At 69.5% G+C, this 17,798-nt stretch carries 8 protein-coding genes; 2 read left to right on the forward strand and 6 right to left on the reverse strand.

All coding sequences use genetic code 11. From position 1 onward, the window contains the following. Positions 1 to 86: 86 nt before the first annotated feature. The 3 genes from ISF28_RS15940 to ISF28_RS15950 are packed head-to-tail and all read right to left on the reverse strand — an operon-like array spanning position 87 to position 6,571. Positions 87 to 2,414, reverse strand: a complete 2,328-nt coding sequence (locus tag ISF28_RS15940) for a glycoside hydrolase family 95 protein (RefSeq protein WP_229519123.1) — start codon at positions 2,412 to 2,414, stop codon at positions 87 to 89. Positions 2,415 to 2,467: 53 nt separating this feature from the next. After that, positions 2,468 to 4,606, reverse strand: coding sequence for a beta propeller repeat protein (locus ISF28_RS15945; RefSeq protein WP_198118160.1), 2,139 nt, complete (start codon positions 4,604 to 4,606; stop codon positions 2,468 to 2,470). A 30-nt stretch (positions 4,607 to 4,636) separates the two neighbouring features. Next, positions 4,637 to 6,571 (reverse strand): putative glycosyl hydrolase, encoded by a 1,935-nt coding sequence (locus tag ISF28_RS15950; RefSeq protein ID WP_198118161.1) that lies wholly within the window; start codon positions 6,569 to 6,571, stop codon positions 4,637 to 4,639. A gap of 580 nt (positions 6,572 to 7,151) precedes the next feature. Here ISF28_RS15950 and ISF28_RS15955 point away from each other — a divergent pair. Beyond that, on the forward strand, positions 7,152 to 10,217 hold the full coding sequence (locus ISF28_RS15955; protein ID WP_198118162.1) for a TonB-dependent receptor: 3,066 nt from the start codon (positions 7,152 to 7,154) through the stop codon (positions 10,215 to 10,217). Positions 10,218 to 10,351: 134 nt separating this feature from the next. Beyond that, positions 10,352 to 11,932, forward strand: coding sequence for an aldehyde dehydrogenase (NADP(+)) (locus tag ISF28_RS15960; RefSeq protein ID WP_198118163.1), 1,581 nt, complete (start codon positions 10,352 to 10,354; stop codon positions 11,930 to 11,932). Positions 11,933 to 11,945: 13 nt separating this feature from the next. On the opposite strand, the gene ISF28_RS15965 is transcribed toward ISF28_RS15960, so the two are convergent. From ISF28_RS15965 to ISF28_RS15975, 3 genes are all read right to left on the reverse strand, one after another. Beyond that, a complete protein-coding gene (locus ISF28_RS15965; RefSeq protein ID WP_198118164.1) occupies positions 11,946 to 12,767 on the reverse strand; it encodes a rhamnogalacturonan acetylesterase in 822 nt (273 codons plus the stop codon). Between the two features lie 15 nt (positions 12,768 to 12,782). Beyond that, the gene (locus ISF28_RS15970; RefSeq protein WP_229519124.1) at positions 12,783 to 15,575 is read right to left on the reverse strand and encodes a glycosyl hydrolase 115 family protein; all 2,793 of its coding nucleotides are present in this window, start codon (positions 15,573 to 15,575) and stop codon (positions 12,783 to 12,785) included. Positions 15,576 to 15,699: 124 nt separating this feature from the next. After that, positions 15,700 to 17,760 (reverse strand): glycoside hydrolase family 2 protein, encoded by a 2,061-nt coding sequence (locus ISF28_RS15975; protein ID WP_198118166.1) that lies wholly within the window; start codon positions 17,758 to 17,760, stop codon positions 15,700 to 15,702. Positions 17,761 to 17,798 lie beyond the last annotated feature (38 nt).

Genomic DNA, 17,798 nt, shown 5'->3' on the forward strand with positions numbered 1-17,798 from the left:
TCTCCAGTCGTGGCATTGTTGTAAAAAGCGGATGCCCGCACGGCCACCCGTCACGGACTCGCTGATATCGTAGAAGACGGCGCTCTTCATTGCAAAGGCGCTTGAAACTGCGCCGCGTCCAGCACGCGGCTCTCGCCCGGCCGCAGCTTGACGGCCACGGTCCGGTCGTCGTAGCGCACAAGGGCCGTCCCGCCGCCGGCGGCCGCGCGCACGACGGCATCCACGAGGCGACCGCGCGTCCAGCGCATGCCGACCTCGAATCCGCCCCGTGCGCGCAACCCTTGCACCGCGCCGTCCGGCCACGCGGACGGCAGCGCCGGCAGCAGCTGGATCATGCCGGTCTGCGACTGCAACAGCATTTCCGCGATGGCGGCCGTGGCGCCGAAATTGCCGTCGATCTGGAACGGCGGGTGCGCGTCCAGCAGGTTCGGATACGTGCCGCCCGCGTTGTTGTGTTCCGAACCGGGGCCGGCCTGCTGGGCCGCGCGCGCGCCGGGCGTGGCGAGCAGGCCGCGCAGCATCGTGTAGGCGTGGTCTCCGTCGTACAAGCGCGCCCAGAACGCCATCTTCCACGCCATCGACCAGCCGGTGCCCGCGTCGCCGCGCGCGGTGAGCGTGCGCTTGGCCGCCGCGGCGAGCGCCGGCGTGCGCGCGGGGCTGATCTGGCGGCCCGGGAACAGGGCGAACAGGTGCGATACGTGGCGGTGCGTGTCGCCCGGCGTGTCGAGCACCGGGTCCTTCTTTTCCTCGAGCCATTCGAGCAGCTGGCCCCAGCTGCCGACCTTCGGCGCCGCGAGCCGGTCGCGCATCCGCGCCAGCCGGTCGCGCAGCGGCTTGTCGACGCCGAGGATGCCGGCCGCTTCCACCGTGTTGTTGAACAGGTCCCAGACGATCTCCTGGTCGTACGTGACGCCATCCTCGACGGGGCCGTGCTCGGGCGACCAGCCCTGCGGCGCGACGAGGCGCCCGTCCGGCAGTTCCTTCAGGTAGTCCTGCCAGAACGCGCTCGCCTCCTTCATCATCGGGTAGGCGACGTCGCGCAGGAACGCCTTGTCCTGCGTGAACGCGTAGTGTTCCCAGAAGTGCTGGGCGTACCAGGCATTGGCCGTCTTGTTCCACAAATAGCCCATCGCGCCGAACGGATTCGATTCGGTGCGCAAGGTCCAGCCGCGCACCGGCTTGCCGTCCGCGGTCTTGAACGCGGCCGCGGTTGTCCGGCGCCACACGGGCGCCACGCTCGTGACGAAACCGAAGAACGGCCGCGCCGTCTCGGACAGGTTCGTCACTTCGGCCGGCCAGTAATTCATCTGGACGTTGATGTTCGTGTGGTAGTCCGATTTCCACGGCGGCGTGAGGCTGTTGTTCCACAGGCCCTGCAGGTTCGCGGGCAGCGAGTCGCGCGAACTGGACACGAGCAGGTAGCGGCCGTACTGGAAGTACTGCGCTTCCAGTTCCGGATCGTTGCCCGCCTTCGTGTACGCCAGCACGCGCGCGTCCGTCGGCATGGCGCGGCGTTCCGGCGCGCTCGCGCCGAGGTCCAGCTGCACGCGGTCCAGCAGGCCGGCGACGTCGCGTTCGTGCTCCGCGCGCAGTTCGGCGACGGGACGCGCGGCCGCGGCCGAGACCTGCGCCGTCACCCGCGCCAGCGGCGCTGCGCCCTGGAAGCGGCGCGCGGCGTCCGCCACGTAGCTCGTGCCGGCGCCGACGATCACGGTGAGCGCGTCGCAGCCGGAAAACACGACGCGGCCATCCTGCACGGCCGCCTTGCCGCCCTCGTTCAGCACCTGCACCTGGCTCGCATAATCCAGCACGTTCGCGGTGGGCGCCTCGCCCGGCAGGGTCCAGCCGGCCAGCGTGCCGCTCGCGTACAGGCGATTGTTCGCGGCCGCAAGGTGCGCGCCGTGGCGGTCGGACAGCGCGATCGTGCCGCTGTACTGGCCCGGCCGGTCGGCCGTCAGGCGCAGCACGATCACCTGCGCCGGATGGCTGGCCCACGCCTCGCGCCGGAAATGCACACCGCCGTGCGTGTACGTGACGGCGTGGATGCCGTGCTCGAGATCCAGCGTGCGCCGGTAGTCGCTCGCGTCCGCGTCATGGCCCGGCAGGTCGACAACGACGTCGCCGAACGGCTGATAGGCCCCCATCGACTTGTCGTCGCCGGACCACAGGGTGATGTCGTTGAACTGCAGGTGCTCGCGGGCCAGCCCGCCGAATACCATGGCGCCGATGCGCCCGTTGCCGATCGGGAGCGCTTCCTTTTCCCAGCCCTGGTCGTTGTCCTGGGCCGGCCGGTCGTAGCGCAGCACGAGGCTGGGCGCGGCCGGCGCCGCGGCGCCGAGGCCCGCCAGCGCCAGTGCGAGGATGGTCTTGTGCGCGATCCGGCGCGCGGCCGTGAGGGACAGGTTGGGCATCATGTGATGAAATCGATTACAAACAAGAACCATAAAAATCGCTCCGCCATCCGCACTCAGCGCACGGCAGGCTTCCCGTAGACGATGCCGCGGCCGGCGGTACTCATGTACACGACGCCGTAGCGGTTCATGTCGCCCAGGATAAACCGGCCGTCGCCCGGTCCGCCGTACTGGTGGGCGTCGTCGTTGATGCGGGTCCAGCTGGCGCCGCCGTCGTCCGAACGGTGGATGCCGCGCACGCCCCGGACCTCGCCCCAGATGTACACGGCGGGATAGTCGTGCCCGGGCGCCGCCTTGCCGAAGCCGACCGCGCCGCAGTAGGCTACCTTCGCGATCGGCGCGAAGTGGGCGCCGCCGTCGCGCGAGCGTACGAGGCCGCCGCCCTTGAGCGCGACCCACACGTCCCCCGCCCGGCCCGGCGCCACGCGCACGAGCGGCGATCCGCCCGGCGCCAGGCGCGCGCGCGGCGCGAACGTCGCGCCGCCGTCCGTACTGGCGAAGAGCGCCGTCCCGTCGTAGGCGTAGAACACGTGCGGATCGACGGGGTCGGCCACGGGCCGCAGATTCGGCGCCGCGAGCCCGGCGGCGCGCGTCCACGTGGCGCCGCCGTCGGCCGACCGCCAGACCTCTTGCGCCCGTTCCGGCGCATGCAGGATCACCGCGCCGTCGGCGGACATCGCGACCCGGCCGCGCCGGCCCTCGAGCGCGGCCGTCTTCGTCCAGGTCGCGCCGCCGTCGTGCGTGACGAGCATGCTGTCACCCACGCGCACCATCGTGCGCACGTCCTTGGCCGCGAAGGCGAGGCCGGTCGTCGTGCCGATCTGCGGTTCGTGGATGCGGCCGTAGCGCGCCGGGTCGTCGTGCAGGAAGCCGTCGTAGTCGCCGATCGCCGACACGAGCGGGCCGCCCGGGATGCTGACGAGGCCCAGCGGCACCGTCTCTTCCAGCCCGTCCACCGTGAACGTCCACGTGGCCGGCGCCGCGTCGATGTTCGCCGTGCGGAACACGCCGTTGCCGGACGTGACCCAGACGGCGTGCGTGTCGGCCGGATCGAATGCGACGGAGCCGGCCCAGTGGATCGCGTGGCCCCGCACCCAGGGCACGCCGGCCCCGTCGCGGACGAAGCCGCGCGCGATCACGTCCGTCCAGGTGGCGCCGCCGTCGCGCGACAGGAAGATCCGGTCGCCCTTGGCGTCGCCCTGCGGCAGGAAGGTGTTGATGGTGGAGACGACGAGGCGCTGCGGATTCTTCGGATCGACGCTGATCCCGGCGAACGGCCGCGTCCAGCCGGCCGGCGTGATGTTCGTCCAGGCGCCGCTGGCGATCGCGTACTTCCACACCTGGCCGCGGTCCATCGGTTCGCGGCCGCCGCGGTCCGGATGCGGTCCGGCGCCGTTCGCGAACGTGACGATCAAATTCCCCGCCCCGTCCGGCACGGCGCGCTGCGGCATCAGGTCCACCGGTGCCCCGGCCACCGGCGCGAACGTGGCGCCGCCGTCGTCGCTGCGGTACAGGTTGGGCCCGACGGCGCCGAAGCGCGACACGCCCGCGAACAGGCGGCGCGCCTGGCCGTCGCGCACGCTGGCCGGATCGGGCACGACGGCGACGATGCCCACGTCGTTCGGCGTGGACGTCACCGGCAGGCCCGCCATGCGGCGCCAGGTGCGGCCCGCGTCGACGCTCTTGAACAGACCGTCGCGGCGCGTGCCCACGTACAGCAGCTTGCTGTCGGCCGGATCGACGGCGAGGCGCTCGCCGTCCTGGCGGCCCATGCCGTTGCCGTGGGTCTTGAACTGCCGGGTGACGTCGACGACGGCGAAGGTCTTGCCCCCGTCGGTCGAATGCAGGATCGCGGTGCGGCCGCCGTTCAGGTAGGCGGTGCCGGCGAGGAGCCAGAGATCGTCGGCGTCGCGCGGGTCGACGGCCAGCGCATCGATGCCGAGGAGGCCTGTCTGGTCTTCCGCCACCCAATCGAGCAGCGGGATCCAGCGGTGCCGGCGCGGGTCCCAGCGGTAGGCGCCGCCCACGTCCGTGCGCGCGTACGCGACGCCGGGCGCGGCGCGGCTGGGCACGACCGCCGTGACGAAACCGCCGCCGCCGATGGCGACGCTGTCCCACACGTACGGCACCTGCTGCGCGCGCGCGAGCCCGGCCAGCAACGCCAGCGCCGGGGCCAATTTCAGCGACTTCGTCACGCCATCTCCATCATGCGACCATCCACCTTGTCAGCTCTTGAAGACGCGGAAGCTGTGCGGCGGCACGACCACCTCGCTCACCGCATCGCGGCCGCCGCCTGGCACCGTCTCGGCCGCCGGACGCGCCGCGCCCGCCGCCGCGTGCCTGACCACCTTCACCGTCGTCGCGGTGTCGCGGAACGATTCGATGACGTAGGCGCCGTTATCGTACGTGAACAGGCTGACGCCGGCGGGCGCCTCGATGCGCACGGGCGCGTCGGCCATCAGGTATTTCTTCACGCTGTTCATCACGCCCGGCGGCAAACTGTACAAGTCGCCGATATTGCCGGGAATGGACAGGATATAGAGAATGCCCTTCGAATACCGGTTCATCAGCAGCACGGGGAAGCCGCGCGCGCCCGCCACGCCGCGCACGATGGGCCAGGCGTCGTTCGTGAAATAGTGCAGCTCGGGGAACAGCACGTCGCGCGGCGCCACCTTGGGATCGTCGCGCAGCGATTCGCCGTTGCCCGCGCCGTAGCCGTTGTAGTAGTCGTTCAGCAGCACTTGGTTGCCCGTCGCGTAGACTTCGACGATGTCCTGGAAGCCGCGGTCCTTGCGCGTGCGGTCCTGCGTCGCCTTGACGAAGCCGGACGTCACGAACACGACCTTCCCCGCCTCCAGCTGGCGCTTCACCTTGTTCAATACGTCCGGATCGGCGGCCGACGCCTGCGTCAGCAGGATCGTCTGCGCATCCTGCGGGAAGCGCGCCGTCAGCGCGATCGGGATGCCGACGTTGCCCAGGTAGTTGGGCAGGAAGTCTTCCGCGGACGAGGAATTGGCCGGCCGGTAGGTCGGGATGCCCGTCGGATTGCCCAGCTGGCCCAGCATGGCGTCGATCTGCTTCAGCGCCGCACCGGCGGCCAGGCCCCAGCCCGGCGGCGCCTTCGCGTCCGGATGGGCAGACTTCCAGCCGGCCACGATGCGGTCCCAATCGAAACTCGTGGACTCGCCCGCCCACGGACGCTCGCCCGCGACGGCAGGTGTGTCCAGCGCGGCCGGATGCCAGTTGAACAGCGTGATCTCGGGCGCCTTGGCGAGCAGCGTGTCCCACAACTGCTCGGCATAACGGTCGACGTAGCGGATCGAGTACGTGTCGACCCAGCCGCCGCCGTTGCCGCCGTCGCGCCGCAACGTGTCGTAGTAGCGGATGATGTTGTACGACTCGTACTGCTGCAGCAGCTGGTCGGTGATGACGGGGTCGCGCGTCTCGGTGCCCGCGTAGATCCCGTCGAACATCTCGGGCTGCTGCGCGAGGTCGAAGCCCAGCCCTTCGAAATGCTCGTACCAGTTCGGGTACTTGATGACGACCTTGACGTTCGGGTTGGCGGCGCGCGCCGGTCCGAGGATCAGGTCCTTCGAGACCTTGCGCATCGTGTCCAGGCGGTATTGCGTCCACGAGCGCGTGCCCTTGGCTTTGATGTCGGCGTCGGACTTCGACGTGTAGAACGTGAAGTCGTCGAGGATCACGTGGTCGAAGTGGCGCGCCATCAGCGCCATCGCGCGCTTGCACGTGTCGCGGTCCCGCGGCGATTCGTAGTCGAAGGTCATGAACTGGCCGTTGAAGCCGCCCGCCGCCAGCGTGACGCCGCCGGCCACCTCGATGCCCTTGGCCTGGAACTGGCGCTTGACGGCTTCGATCTCGGCGTCGGTGGCGAAATGGTTGTCGCGGAAGCCCTCGATATACACCTTGTCGAACGGGACCTGGCTCATGGCGCGCGCGAACTGGTGTTCGAAGACCCGCGGGTCGACGAGGCTCTGCGTCACGTTCACGGGGATGTAGATCGCGGTCTTGAAGTGCTTGTAATGACCGGCGCCGGGCGCGGCGAGCGCGGCGGACGGCATGGCGGCCAGCAAGGCGCAGCCGGCGGCGAGAGCGGCCAGGGCGGCGCGTGCGCCGGCGCGGCGGGTGAACGTGGTGCGCATGGGTCTCCGTATATTTTTTGTGCACGTCTTACCGCTATGCTAAGCGAAGCGATGTTTGCGGCGCAAGGAAAATGTTCGCGCTAACAGGCCATCATATTGCCCCGTCGCGTGTTTAGCGTGTTTAGTGCCCTCCCCACGAGACAGCACGCGACGCTGTCAAAAGACAGCGCTGTCACGTCACAGTTGTTGTATTTCTCACACGCCGGAAAAAAAATTTTTGGCAGTTATGAAATCGATTGCGTATAACATCGTGTGGTGATCTTACCGCTGGCAACACCTGCAGTACGCAAACACGGGCGCCAAGTGAAAATTACCCTTTTCACTCGTAATATCAGGGCTTTGCCGCAATCCGACGGCACTCTCTCCCGGCCGCGCGGCGCGGACCGGCAAGCCCCTGGCGGCACCGTTTTTTTCCGTCCAGACCGCGCAATGATTTGTTGCGTTGTCGCAAAACTTACAAGCACGTAAGCTCGTCGGAAAAGATTTATGGTAGCGTATAACAACCAGTGTTAGGCATCACAACAACCCTGGCTTCGCAAGAGCTTGTCATAAAAACACTACCTGATCATCGGGGGAGACAATGAGGAACTTCCAGAAGACCGCAATCGCGGCAGCGGTCGCACACGTGGCCGTCTTTTCCAGCGCGGCGGCATGGGCCCAGACGACCGGCGACACCACCGCGCCTGCGACCGAAAGCGCGGCGCCGAACGTCGTCCACATCAGCGGCCAGCGCGCCGCGCTGCAGTCGGCGCAGAAAATCAAGCAGGATGCCGATGAAGTCGTCGACTCGATCGTCGCCGAAGACATCGGCAAGCTGCCGGACCGCTCGGTCACCGAGGTGCTGCAGCGTATCGCCGGCGTCACCATCGACCGCAACATGGCGGGCGACCCGAACCGCCAGTCGGTCGAAGGTTCCGGCGTGTCGGTGCGCGGCCTGACCTACGTACGTTCGGAAATCAACGGCCGCGACGCGTTCTCGGCCGGCGGCGGCCGTTCGCTCGGCTTCGCCGACGTGGCACCTGAGCTGATGGCCGGCGTCGACGTCTACAAGAACCCGTCCGCGGAACAGATCGAAGGCGCCGTCGCGGGCCTCGTCAATCTGCGCACGGCCATGCCGTTCGACTACAAGGGCTTCAAGGGCTCGATGGGTTTGTCGGAAACCTACTCCACCCTGCGCAAGGGCGCGCCGTCCCCGACCGGCACCATCCTGCTGTCGAACCGCTGGAAGACGTCGCTCGGCGAATTCGGCGCCCTGGTCGACTTCGCGAAGGCGAAAAGCCCGACGCGCTCGGACGGCGTGGGCGTCGACCCGTACTGGCCGCACGTGAACTCGACGGACCCGGCCCTGTACGACCGTTCCAAGACCCAGTGGATCCCGCTCGGCGTGGGCTATCGCTCGCAGGCGTTCGACCGCACCCGCCGCGGCGACTACGCAGCGTTCCAGTGGCGTCCGAACAAGGACCTGACGGCCAGCCTGACCTACTTCAAGACCCGCTACAAGGAAGACCTGGACGAGCACGTCGTCGCCTCGTCCGAGGACAAGTGGTACCAGCAGGTCGCCAGCGCCGACTCGGTCTTCAACAGCAACGGCGCGTTCCAGAGCGGCACGATCTCGAACCCGACGTATGGCGGCTCGCCGTTCAACAGCTCGCAGCGCATCAACACGCGTGAATCGAGCACGCGCGACATCTCGGCGAACGTGCAATGGCGCGTGACCCCTGACCTGACCTGGACCAACGACGTCCAGCACGTCCACTCGACGACCGAGGGCTTCGACGCCGACGTGTCGACCGGCTTCATCATGCCGAACCAGACGATGGACATGACCGGCCGCGTCCCGCAGATCACCCTCGGCTCGCCGGCCTACATGGCGGACCCGAACAACTACTACTGGGCCTACACCCAGGAAGCGCTGGACCACGCCACGGCCAGCCAGACGGCCTGGAAGTCCGACGTCCGCTACACGTTCGACAACCCGGTGCTGCGCGACGTCCGCTTCGGCGTGCGCATGGCCAACCGCGAAGGCGTCAACAACAAGGCCATGCCGTTCTATAACTGGCAGGCCATCACCTTCCCGTGGATGGAAGGCTGGCAGATCAACCACGTCGCCCGCCTGGGTGATCCGCGCTTCGCCGGCGGCGCGTCGCTGCAGCAGATCGACAACTTCTTCGGCGGCAAATACAACCTGCCGCCGATGCTGTTCGCCGACGCGTCGATGGTGCGCGGCTTCCCGGACCAGTGGGCCAAGATCCACGCCTACCACGACGTGCTGTGCGCGGAAAAGGGTTCGACCTGCTCGCCGTGGGTGCCGTCGAGCTTCAACGACCCGGCCTCCGTCAACTCGCAGAACGAGAAGACCCGCGCGGCGTACGGCCAGCTGCGCTTCGGCTGGGACGACCTGAAGTACCCGGTCGACGGCAACATCGGCCTGCGCTACGTGAGAACCAAGGACGTCGGCAGCGGCTACGTTTCGTTCACGCCGCCGACCGTGAACCTGCCCACGGACGGCACGGCCGTGTCCGGCCAGGAAAACCTGGTCAACATCGCGAAGTTCGCGCAGCAGATGTCGGAGACCAATTCGTACAACAACTGGTTGCCGAGCCTGAACCTGCGCCTGAAGTACAGCGACAAGCTGCAGTTCCGCTTCGCCCTGGCCAAGGCGATGTCGCGCCCGGACTTCGGCCAGTTGCAGGTGCAGACGACCTTGTCCGCCCAGACCCTGCAGACGCTCACCAAGGACGCCAACGGCAACACGACCGCGGTCCACTTCGACGGCACGAGCCTGAACGGCAACAGCAACGGCAACGCCATGCTGAAGCCGACCACGTCGACCAACGTCGACCTGACCGCCGAGTGGTACTTCGCCAAGGCCGGTTCGCTGACCTTCGCGCTGTTCAACAAGGACATCAAGGACATCATCACGACGCAGTCCTATGACTACGTGGCGAACGACGTCAACGGCAAGCCGCAGACCTTCGTGGTGACCGGTCCGGTCAACGGCGCCAAGGGCTTCGCCCGCGGTTTCGAGATCGCCCACCAGCAGTACTACGATTTCGTCCCCGACTGGCTGAAGGGCATCGGCACGCAGGCCAGCTGGACCTACGTGTCGAGCCGCCAGACGCTGAACCATCCGGTGTTCTCCGCATGGTGCCAGGGTAACGACGCCGCGTCGAACTACAACCTGTTCATCAACGGCTGCGACACCGACGGCCGCGCGTTCGGCAACACCCCGATGCAAGGCCTGTCGCGTCACACGATCAACCTCGCGGTCATGTACGAACAGCACGGCCTGTCGATGCGCCTCGCGTACAACTGGCGTTCGCGTTACCTGCTGGGCGTGACCCAGTGGGGCAGCCGCGGCAACAACGGCTTGAACACGAATCCGGACGCGCCGGCCGGCAAGTACCTGATCCCGACGACGACGAACGACCAGGCGTTCGGCCTGCCGCTGTACCAGGCGCCGTACGGCCAGCTGGACGGTTCGATCTTCTACGACTTCACGGACAAGTTCCGCGTCGGCCTGGAAGCGACCAACCTGACCAACGCCTACACGCGCCAGATCATGCAGCAGCACGCGGGCGACTTCACCCGCCAGGTCTTCATGAGCGGTCCGCGCTACACGCTGCTGGCACAGTACTCGTTCTGATGAGCCGATTCCCGCGCCAACGGGAATCCGCGTGATTCGATACAATTAGCGTTCGATCGCACCGCACCGCACCGCCGCCGCGGCCGACAAGGCCACGGCGGCGCTTTTTTTTTAAAGACAGACAAGGAGCCCTCATGAACATCCAAGGCGAAATGATCATCGGTAACCAGGCCGTGCGCGGCAGCGCCGCGACGCTGCGCGCCTTCAATCCGGCCACGCGTGCCGAGATCGAACCCGTGTTCGGCGCGGCCACCATGGACGACCTCGCGGCCGCCTGCCTGCTCGCCGAACAAGCGTTCGACGCGTACCGCGACGTGCCGCTCGAGCAGCGCGCCCGCTTCCTCGAAACCATCGCCGACCGCATCATGGACATCGGTCCGCTGCTGATCGAGCGCGCCGGCGCCGAATCCGGCCTGCCGGCCGCGCGCCTGGAAGGCGAACGGGGACGCACGTGCAACCAGCTGCGCCTGTTCGCCAAGGTCGTGCGCGACGGGCACTTCCTGGAAGCGACGCTCGATGCCGCCCTGCCCCAGCGCACGCCGCCGCGCCCCGACCTGCGCATGCGCAAGATCGGCCTGGGCCCGGTCGCCGTGTTCGGCGCCTCCAACTTCCCGCTCGCGTTTTCCGTCGCCGGCGGCGACACCGCCTCCGCGCTGGCCGCCGGCTGCCCCGTCGTCGTGAAGGCCCACAACGCCCACCTGGGCACGTCGGAACTGGTCGCCAAGGCCATCCGCCAGGCCGCGCAAGACTGCGGCATGCCGGAAGGGACCTTCTCCATGCTGATCGGCACCGGCTTCGAGATCGGCCAAGCGCTCGTGTCGCACCCGGCCATCAAGGCCGTCGGCTTCACGGGCTCGCGCGCGGGCGGCCTCGCGCTCGTGAATGCGGCGGGCGCGCGCAAGGAACCGATCCCGGTCTACGCCGAGATGAGCAGCATTAACCCGTTCTTCCTGCTGCCGGGCGCGCTGGCCGCCGGCGGCGCCAAGTTGGCGCAAGGCTTCGTCGATTCGCTCACCATGGGCGTGGGCCAGTTCTGCACGAACCCGGGCCTCGTGATCGGCCTCGCGGGCACGGCGCTGGACGTGTTCCGCACGGCCGCGACGGAAGCCCTGGCCGCCAAGGGCGCGGGCACGATGCTCACGGCCGGCATCCACCAGACCTATGTCGACGCCGTCGCGCGCCGCTCGCGTCTGGCCGGCGTGGAACTGGTCGCACAAGGCAGCGCCGATGGCTGCGGCTGCGCCGCCCAGGCCGCGCTGTACCAGGCCGACGCCGCGACCTTCCTCGCCAACAGCGCGCTGGAAGAAGAGATTTTCGGCCCGACCTCGCTGATCGTCGCCTGCAAGGACGAGGGCGAACTGCTGGAAGTGGCGCGCCACGTCGAGGGCCAGTTGACGGCCACGATCCACGCCACCGCGGCCGACCGCGACCTGGCGGCCAGGCTGATGCCGCCCCTGGAGCGCAAGGCCGGCCGTATCCTGTTCAACGGCTTCCCGACCGGCGTCGAAGTGTGCCACGCGATGGTCCACGGCGGCCCGTTCCCGGCCACGTCCGATAGCCGCACCACGTCGGTGGGCGCCACGGCCATCGACCGTTTCCTGCGTCCGGTGTGCTACCAGGACGTGCCGGCGGACCTGCTGCCGGAGGCGCTGCGCGACGACAATCCGCTGGGCCTCGTGCGCATGGTGGACGGCACGCTGCAAGCCGCGCGCTGAGCGCGCAGGGCCTTCAGCTGCCGCTGTCCGGGGCGAACTCCCGCCCCAGTTCGGGCATCGCCCGCTTCAGTTCCGCTTCGACCATGCGCGCGAAATACGCGGCGCCCTTGCTGCCCAGGTGCGTGCGGTCGAACGCGGTCCTGGGCCCGGACGGCGGCTGGACGTGTTCCGGCACGGACGCGCCGACGCCGGACGTCCCCGGCAGCACGGCCGGCGCGGTCCAGCCGGCGGGACGGGGCGCAACGGCCAGCGTGTCCGCCTCGTCCTGGCCCATCGCCTGGACGGCCGCATGGCTGTCGGCGTTCAGGTCGAGCACGGGCACGTGCTCCCGCGCCGCCACCTTCAGCACCGCGTCCGCCCACGGCCGCAGGTTGTTCTCGAGCCGGCCGGCGACGAACGTGCGGCGCGTCAGCGGCGTCACGAGGATGGGCACGCCGCCCAGCGCCTTGACCTCGCGGGCATAGCGCGCCATGTTGGCAGGGAATTCCGTCGCCAGGTCCGTGCTGTGTCCCGGCTTGCCCGGCTGGTCGTTGTGGCCGAACTGGATCAGCACATAGGTCGCCCGGTACGCGCTGCCGCCGCGCAGCAAGCCTTCCACTTCGTCCCAGCGCCCTTCGCGACGAAAACTGGCCGAACTGCGGCCGGGACTCGCCAGGTTGAGGCAGGTGTCGGCGCCGACCAGCCGGTCGCATAACGCATTCCCATAACCGCTCCGCTTCGCCACCGTCGAGTCCCCGACGAGGATGAAGCGCGCGGGCTTCTCCGCGCCGGCATGGGCGCCGGCGGCCAGGACGGACAGGCCGAACGCCAATCCCACTGCAAATATACTGCGCATGCTGCTCCTTTCAGATCAATGATTCAGGTCGATGCCGCGCGGCGCGCCATAGAATGCCGGTGCGCCGTCGAGCACGACGTCGATCCGGTCCAGCACCACGCCCGGATCCAGCGCATACACCTTGAGCGTGTGCCGTCCCGGCCGCAGCCGCGCCAGCGCGGCCGTCCGCACCGCGCTGTTGGACAGCACGTTGCGCTTCCATTCGTCGCTGCGGCCGCGCGTCGTGTAATCGGCCACGGCGACGGGACCGCCATCGAGGCTGTAGGCGATCCGCACGCGGCCATCGCCGGCCAGCGGATGCTCCGGCAGGGCCACGAGGCGCAAGGTGGCGCCGCCATCCGTCGTCGTGTCGAACGCGTACGCCAGCGGCGCGGCGCCGCCCAGGTGATCCGGCGCGCGCGGGCGCAGGTCCAGGCGCGCGCGCATCGCGCGGCCGCTGCTGCCCAGGCCCGGCTGCAACTCCCAGTCGGGCTGCGCGGCCGCGCTGCCGGCCGCCATGCTGACGATGTGCCCGTGCTCGGCCGGTACGCCTGCGGCGCCGCGCGGCTCCAGGCGCAGGTTCACGCGCAGGTCGCGCCCGCCGCAGCGGAAGGCGACTGCCGGGTCGTCCGATCCGTCGTAGCGGAGGACGATGCGCTGCTCGAAGCCGTTGACGGCATCGAGCGTGCCGGTGCGCCGTGCAGTCGCGATGCCACGCGCGCCGTCCAGCACGCGCCAGTCCGCGGCCGCGCCGCCGCGTGCCGACAGGGTCACGGCGGCCGTCGCCGGCACGCCCTTCACGAACGCCAGGCGGTCCGCATCCGCGGAATACGGGAACGGGTAGACGATGCCGCAGCCCTTGCCGCCGTTCACGGCATACGACGGCCACACGGGTTCCGCGAACACGGGCAGGCGGCGCGGCGCCATGTCCATGATGCCGCGCCATTTGCCGCCCGCGAGGCCGTTGTAGGCCGCCGTGTCGGCCACCAGCCGGGCATGCGCGCGCCGCGCGTCGTCCACGAGATGCTGGGCGGACGGCCGCCCCTGGCGCGCCGCTTCGGCGGCCAGGTCGAGGTCCAGGATGCGCGCGTTCAGGCCGGCCGCCGAGTGCACGGGATACGCCACCAATTCGAAATACGCGTCGCGCAGCTCGAAGGGCACGCGCTGCGCCAGCGCGTCGGCGGCGGCCGCGAGCGCCGTGTAGCGTTCGAGCCGCCGTACGCCCTCCTCGCCGCCGGACCCCATATAGGCCGTGCGCCGGTTCGGCGTGATGGGCTCGACCTGGCCGAAGCCCATGAATTCGGGACGGCGCTCCCACGCCAGGTCGTAGTAATCGCGCAGGATGCGGGCCACGCCGGCGCCCACGTCCGGGCCGAACTGCGCCGTGCTCCACGCGTCCAGGTGGCGTTGCGGGTCCCGGTCCAGCTGGCGTGCGTCGAACGCGGCGTCGAGGAAGTACTGGACGAGGTATTCCGCCGGCTTGATGTCGCCCACGTTCACGACCCACAGCTTGCGCGCGCCCGCGGCCCAGGCGCGCTGCAACTGGTCGCGGATCAGCGCCGGATGCGTCGTCCCCAGCCACAGGTAGTCGTGCGGACGGCCCCAGTACGAGATGTGGTAATAGATGCCCGCGCCGCCCGTCCGGCGGCGTTCGTCCGCGTCGCTCAGCTGGTGCAGGTAGCCGTAGTTATCGTCCGGCCAGACCAGGGTGACGTCGTCCGGCACCCGCATCCCCGCCTTGTACAGGTCGAGCACTTCCTTGTACAGGGTCAGCGCCTGCGGCACGCCGGCGGCCGGGCGCCCGAGGCTGTGCGCGAGAATGCCGCGCTGCAGACGGATCGCGTCCTCGGTGGCGGCGCGCGCCTGCTCGGGCGTCGCGGCGCCTTCCAGCGCCGAGTCGTGCACGCCGCGCAGGCCGACCGAATACACGTTCTCGCCGTCCTTCACCTCGTCCACGCGGCGGCGCCAGTAGTCCGCCATCGCCGCGCGGTTGGTGAAGAAGTTGAATGGTCCGTCCTTGCGGCTGTCCCATTCGCGCACGTTGTTGCGCATCATGGGTTCCGCATGCGACGTCCCGACGACGATCGCATAGTCCGCCGCGGTGCGGGCATTGCCGTCGATCTGGTAGAACGGCTTCGTGGATTCGTGCATGGCCGGCCAGATCAGGTTCGCCTTCAGGCGCCACATCAGCTCGAAGATGTGCGCATACGTGGCCGGGCCGATGTCTCCCGCCGGGTCGTGCGCGGCCGCCCAGGGCTGCAGGCCCCAGTCCTCGTCGTTCAGGAAGATGCCGCGGTACTGGACCGACGGCGCGGCCGACAGGCGCACCGCGCCGTCGACGGCAGGATGCGTGTTGCGGCGCGGCGCCACGTCGGCCCACCATTCCCACGCGGAGACGCCCAGCTCGCGGCCGATGTCCACCACGCCGTACACGGCCCCGCGCACGTCCGAGCCGGCGACGAGCAGGATGCGCCGTCCGGCGCCGTCGCGCACGGCGGCCCGCACATAGCGCTCCCACTGGCCGCGCAGCGGCCGCAGGTCGACGCCGCCCTCGCGCGCGATGCGCTGCACGGCGGGCGACGCCGCGGTGCCGACGACGACGCACACCTGCGAACACGCGGCCAGGTCGTCCTTTGCTGCCGCGTCCACGCCGGACACCGCCCGCAGGTCGTGCCGCAACATCGCGGCCGCCAGCCCGAGTGTCTTGCCGCCGCCGTCGTGGACGATGACGGGCGGCGCGCCCGCCGGCGCCAGATCGAACGGCGCCGCGCCGGCACGCGAGGCCAGGAACGCGCAAAGCAGGACGAGAGACCGGATGGATATCGGCATAGGCATCGGGAACCGGAAGGACGACGAAGCGGGAAAGAACAGCACTCTACGCCGTTGCGCCTTGTCGTCCTATCCCGAAATGCGCGTGCAGGCATGCCGAATTCGGATATGCCCGGCGCCGGCCTCAGTGCGCGTCCGGCACGAGCGTCCACTCGACGCTGTCGGCCAAGGCGCCCGCCCGCGCCTCGATCCGGTTCGCGCCCGGCGCCAGGTGTACCGGCCAGCGCGCGATGTGGTCGTCGACGGTCCGCTCGCCGAGGTCGACGCCGTTCACGGCGAGGCGCACGCGCGGCTGGTTGCTGTACACCTTGACCTCGGCGTCCGCGTGCGTGCGCCGCACGGCGCGGCGCGACGTGACGTGCACCATCGGCTTGTGCGACCAGTTGGCCTGGTACCAGTAATACGCGTCCTTGCGGACCGTGCGGTCCATGCTGACGAGGCCCTTGTCGTTGACGCCCCGCCCGTCGCCTTCGTTGCGGCCGCTGGACGCGAAATCGAAACCCGTCCACACGAAGCTCGCCCACAGCCACGGCGTCGCCTCGATCTGGCGCCACGCCGCTTCGTGGTACAGCGCCTGGTACTGCTCCGGATGCCAGTGGCTGGCCGCCACCGGCCGCCGCGGCGGGTCTTCCTGTTGCCGGTTGCTTCCGCCGGCCCCGTATTCGCTGAGCGCCTCGGGCGTGTGCGGGCGCAGCGCGTGGTTGGACGCGAGGAACGGCGCGAGATCCGCGAATTCCTTGTCGTACCAGCCGAAATACACATTGGACGCGATCGCGTCGGTATGCATCGCCTGCGGCCCGTCGATCGGCGCGCAGCAGTTCGCGTACACGGTCGGCCGGCTGGCGTCCTCGTCGTGCACGAGGCGCTGCATCGCGTCTAGCACGCGCGCGCTGACGGCGTCCACCTTGTAGATCTCGTTGCCGAGGCCCCATACGAACACGGACGGGTGATTGAAGTTCTGGCGCACCAGTTCGCGCGCCTGCTGGGCCGCGTTGGCCAGGAACGCGTCGCTCGCGCCCACCTCGGACGTCAGCGGCAGCTCGGTCCAGACCAGGAAACCCTTGCGGTCCGCCAGCGCGTAACTGTGCTCGTCGTGCTGGTAGTGGGCGAAACGCAGGCCCGTCACGCCCAGCTCGTCGAGGATGCGGTAGTCCGCGTCGACGTCCGCATCCGACACCGCCACACCCTTGCCCGGCGCGTAGGTCAGGTGCACGTTGACGCCATGGACACGGTACGGCCGCCCGTTCAGCAGCAGGCCCTTGTCCGCGTCCAGGCGCACGGTCCGCACGCCCGCTTCAATCTCCACGCGGTCGAGCGGCGCCCCGCCCGCGGCCGGCGCGACGGTCACGTCGCTCGTGTACAAATATGGGTCGTCGACGCCCTGCCACAGATGGGGCGCGGCCAGCACCGCGTCCATCTCCACCGGCACGACGTCGCCGGCCGGCAGCACCACGGCACGCCGCGCCGTCGCCACGACCTTGCCCGCCGCGTCGCGCAGGCGGGCCGCGACGACCACCCGCGCCGCGCCCGCCCGCTCGTTCGCCACGCGCACGCGCCAGTGCAGGCCCGCGCGCGCGGCCGTCACCGCCGGCGTGCTGAAATAGACGCCCGGGCCGCCGGCGTCCAGCATGTCGACGTGCACGTCGGCCGTCGTCACCAGGCGCACGCGCCGATACAGGCCGCCGTACAAAGTGTAGTCGCCGCCCAGCGGCGCGACGTCCGGGTGGCGCGCGTTGTCGACCCGCACCAGCAAGGCGTTCGCGCCCGGTTGCAGGCGGTCCGTGACGTCGAAGCGGAAGCGCGCGAAGCCGCCTTCGTGGCGCCCGACGTGCGCGCCGTTCAGCCACACGTCCGTCGCGAGCGCGGCGCCGTCGAATTCGAGATAGGTGCGGCCGTGGCCCGCCGGCGGCGCCGCGATCGTGCGCCGATACCAGCCGGGTCCGCGATACGGATGCGCCGTCGTGGCGTCGTCCGCGTTGAACGTGTGCGGCAGACGGACGGGCGTCCAGCTGCCTGGCGCGGGCGCGAAGGCGTCCGGCGCATCCCCTTTGATGAACTCCCAGCCGTCGTCCAGCGCGGCTACGGCGCGCGGCGCCGGCGCCGGCGCGCCATGGGCCACCGCCATCCAGGTGAAAGCCAGGCCCACGGCAAGGGCCCGGCACAGGCGAATCGCGAAACTGCGCATGCGTGTATCCGTTAAAAAAAAGGGCCCGCGAACGGGCC

Source organism: Massilia rhizosphaerae (assembly GCF_016093545.1).
GTDB lineage: Bacteria > Pseudomonadota > Gammaproteobacteria > Burkholderiales > Burkholderiaceae_D > Telluria > Telluria rhizosphaerae.